The following is a 3,404-nucleotide window of genomic DNA, read 5'->3' as shown; positions in this document are numbered from 1 at the left end:
GCGACACGCTCTCCGGCAGCCTCACCACCACGGCTGACGGGACCAGCCCAGCCGGGACGTATCCGATCGCGCGAGGGTCGCTCGCCGCCTCCGCCAACTACGCGCTGACCTACGATGGCGCCCTGCTGACCGTCACCGGCGCCCCCGCCGCGCCCGGCGGACCGGCGATCGACGCGTCCACGCTCGCCAGCACCGTGATGCGGCCCCTCGACGAGGCCGGGGCGCCGCGTGGAGGCGGCACCGGCGCTCCGGTCCCGATCGCCGACAGCAAGGGCGGCTTTGCCGGCCTCACCGATCCGCGCTTCGCGGGCATCGTCGTCTGCGTGGGCGGCAGCGCCGGGGGCTGCTTCCCCGTGCCGACCGCCGCCCCGCGCCTCCAGGCGGCGCGCTAGAGCATCGTCCCGAAAGGTGGTTGCCGGCTTTCGGAAAAAGACGATGCAAGATCAATGACGTCGCGCATCGTCCTGGATCCGAGATCCAGGACGATGCGCGAGGCGGTCCGATCCGGCCCCCGATCCTGCACCGGGCGCGCGAGCCGCATCATCGCCCCATCCTTCCTCCCACCGCCGAGACCGCCATGACCGGCCTGCCCCTGTTCTATCGATCCGTGGTGCCGCTCGATCGGGAGCGGCATCGCACCCTCGCCCTCGCCCAGCCGCAGCGCTTCGACTTCGCGCGGGCGAGCCACCTCGTGCCGGCGGTGATCGACGAGTTCGGCCCGGCCTGCCGGCACCTGCCGATCCTGTTCCTGCCCGAGAGCCTCGGGCCGACGCCGGTCTTCCTCGTGGGCGTGCGGCCCGGGCGCTCGGCCCTCGTCGGCGCGGACGGGGCCTGGACCGGGCGCTACCTGCCGGCCTACCTGCGCCGCTATCCCTTCATCGTCGGCGAGGTCGAGGACGCGGAGCCGCTGATCTGCTTCGACGAGACCGCACCGACCCTCGTGACGGGGGCTGAGAGCGAGACGCCGTCGCACGCGGCCCCGCTGTTCGGCGGGGACGGGGCGGACAGCCCGCTTCTGGCCGAGCGGGTCGGGCTGGTGATCGAGTACGCCGCGGCCGCCCAGCGCACCGCTCTGTTCGGGCGCGTCCTGCAGGACCTCGCGCTGCTGCGCCCGCTCACGGTCGAGGGGCAGGATCCCGCGGACGGCGCGCGCCATACCCTGCACGGCGTGCTCGGCGTGGACGAGGCCGCCCTGGCCGCGCTGGCGGCGTCGGACGGCGACCGGCTGCGCCGGGAGGGCTGGCTCGGGCCGATCCATGCCCATCTCGTCAGCCTGCAGTCGATCGGCGACTTCACGCTGCCCTTCGCCGCCCCGCCTGCCGGGGCAGATGGCGCCGAGGCTCCGGGAGCGGCCGTGTGATGCCCCGCTTCGCCCGTCAGGCTCGCCGGCGCGCCCCCGTGCCGGCCGCCCGCGTCTTCGCCGCCGTCTCGGCCGCCGTCTTCGTAGCCACCCTGGCGCGACCGGCCTGCCTACGCCCAGGCCCAAGCCGCCAAGCCGGCCGCCAAGCCCGACCCGAGCCCCTCCCCTGCTCCCGTGCCGGCCGAGCCGGGCCTGACTACGGCGAGCTTCGGCGACTGGCTGCTGCGCTGCCAGCGCACGGGCGAGGCCGAGAAAGCCGAGCGCGTGTGCGAGGTCGCCCAATCCCTGCAGGTGCAGGGGCAGCCTGCGCCGATCGCCCAGATCGCCGTCGGCCGGATCGGCCCCGCACCGTTGCGGGTCACCGCCGCCCTGCCCGTGACGGTCTCGTTCCCGAGCGCGGTCAAGGTCCTCGCCGGCGAGAAGGACGCTCCCTCCCTCGAGCTCGCGTGGCGACGCTGCCAGCAGGGGGGATGCCTCGCCGACGCGGCCTTGAGCGAGGACGTGCTCAAGCGATGGCGCGGCAGCGCCGAGCCGGGGCGGATCCTGTTCAAGGACGCCGCCGGCCGGGAGATCGCGCTCCCGTTGTCGATGCGCGGCCTCGGCCCGGCCCTGGACGCCCTGGCGAAGGAGACCCGCTGACGCCGCCCATCATCGCGTGGTCTCGGGGAGATCAGCGCTCGTATTTCTTTCCCGACCGGCGCTGCGCATCAAGGGCGCCGAGACCGCTTTGACTCTTCTCACGAGCCTGGACTCAGACCAGAACGAGCAGGACCGCCAGGATGAGAAAGGCCACGACGCCGGCAAGGAGCACGATTCGGTCGGCCCCGGTCCGCTCGCCGGACGCGCGGGCCGCGACAGGCCCTTCCGCCGCCGTGGCCGCGGGCCGATCCGCCGTCGGCTCGCCCTCCGCAGCTCTCACGATCGGCGGCGAGACACCGCCGTCCACAGGCGGCAGCTCCGGCGCGGCAGGCAGGGGCCGGTCCGCTCGCGGGCCGAGCACGTCCGGCTCGACGCTGATGCCCGCCGCCTCCAGTTCCAGCATCACCAGGACGAGGGCGTCCACATCCATGGTGTCGACGGGCAAGGCCGCCTGGAGCGCCTCGGCCGTCAGTTCTCCGCGCGCGCGGCCGAGAGCGATCAGTCGGTCGAGCGTCCCTCGGTCGATCGTGCCCCCCATCGCGGATCGCTACCGGCTCCGAGGGGCCGAAGCCCGCTCCGCGGACGCCCGCGCCTGCCGAACGACCTCCTCCGGTGTCGGAGGGTTGGCCGGGTGGTAGGAAAGGCAGATCGGCGTGCGCAGCTTGGCCGGTCGTCCCGACCCTTCCGTCGCGTAGTAGAACTCGCCCGCGCCCAGCTTGCCGATATCGGACGCCGTGCCGCCATTCGCGGCGATGATCTCCTGGGCGGCCGCGATGGTCGCGGGCGCGCTCTGCCGGCCGAAGAACTGCGTGGTGCAGTTGGAGACGACCTGATTGTGGATGCCCCGCGGCACCTGCGTCGCCACGATCATCCCGAGCCCATATTTGCGGCCCTGCGCCACCAGCTTGATGCCGCTGCCGAGGCTCGGCGCGGCCCTCTGCGCCGGCAGGAAGGTCTGCGCCTCGTCCACCACGTAGAGCATGCCGCGGGGCGAGGGGTTGTTCTTGATCCAGCCGAACAGCGTCATCTGCAGGCGGTTCACGAAGTCCTCGCGCGCCGCCTCCGAGCCCAGCCCCGACAGGTTGATCACCGAGATGCGGGTGCGGGCCGGATCGGGACCGAAGAACAGGTGGCGCGGGTCGAGCACCGTGCCATCCACCTTGAGGAGCGGGTTCGTCGCCACGGCGGCGTGAAGCTGGTCGGCCATGCCGGCCCCGAGCTTCGCGGCATTGCCGATCGGGCTGATCCCGTCAGGCAGGTCCGCCAGCAGGGCGGTAAAGTCGGCTAGCCTGCCGCCGCCTCGGTCGGCGAAGTGATGGAGCGCGCCGGCGAGCACGCCGCGCAGGAGGTTGGTCTTGGCGCCCGCCAGCGGTCCGAGGGTCTCGGCCGCCATCTCGATCGCCTG

Annotated in this window: 5 protein-coding genes; 3 read left to right on the top strand and 2 right to left on the bottom strand. The window is 73.3% G+C overall.

Annotated elements, in window-relative coordinates:
* The 3 genes from MFF42_RS12025 to MFF42_RS12015 form a co-directional block, all read left to right on the top strand.
* The coding region (locus tag MFF42_RS12025; protein WP_238255956.1) for an MBG domain-containing protein at positions 1-392 on the top strand (392 nt) is incomplete at its 5' end.
* Positions 393-577: 185 nt separating this feature from the next.
* Positions 578-1,360: a SapC family protein gene (locus MFF42_RS12020; RefSeq protein WP_238255955.1), complete on the top strand. Its 783-nt coding sequence runs from the start codon at positions 578-580 to the stop codon at positions 1,358-1,360.
* Between the two features lie 174 nt (positions 1,361-1,534).
* On the top strand, positions 1,535-1,999 hold the full coding sequence (locus MFF42_RS12015; protein ID WP_238255954.1) for an invasion associated locus B family protein: 465 nt from the start codon (positions 1,535-1,537) through the stop codon (positions 1,997-1,999).
* Positions 2,000-2,111: 112 nt separating this feature from the next.
* Here the strand turns inward: MFF42_RS12015 and MFF42_RS12010 are convergent, their stop codons facing one another.
* A complete protein-coding gene (locus MFF42_RS12010; RefSeq protein WP_238255953.1) occupies positions 2,112-2,537 on the bottom strand; it encodes an RNA polymerase sigma factor region1.1 domain-containing protein in 426 nt (141 codons plus the stop codon).
* Between the two features lie 9 nt (positions 2,538-2,546).
* Positions 2,547-3,404: ATP-binding protein (locus MFF42_RS12005; protein WP_373875179.1), on the bottom strand; the 858-nt coding region annotated here is incomplete at its 5' end.

It is taken from the genome of Methylorubrum podarium, from assembly GCF_022179745.1.
Lineage (GTDB): Bacteria > Pseudomonadota > Alphaproteobacteria > Rhizobiales > Beijerinckiaceae > Methylobacterium > Methylobacterium podarium.
The sequence above is the reverse complement of the archived record's forward strand: the minus strand, read 5'-3'. Positions and strand labels throughout refer to the sequence as shown.

What these genes read in the sequence shown, in the direction of transcription:
- MFF42_RS12020 (WP_238255955.1), top strand. Translation starts at nt 578, where the DNA reads ATGACCGGCCTGCCCCTGTTCTATCGATCCGTGGTGCCGCTCGATCGG.
- MFF42_RS12010 (WP_238255953.1), bottom strand. Translation starts at nt 2,537, where the DNA reads ATGGGGGGCACGATCGACCGAGGGACGCTCGACCGACTGATCGCTCTC.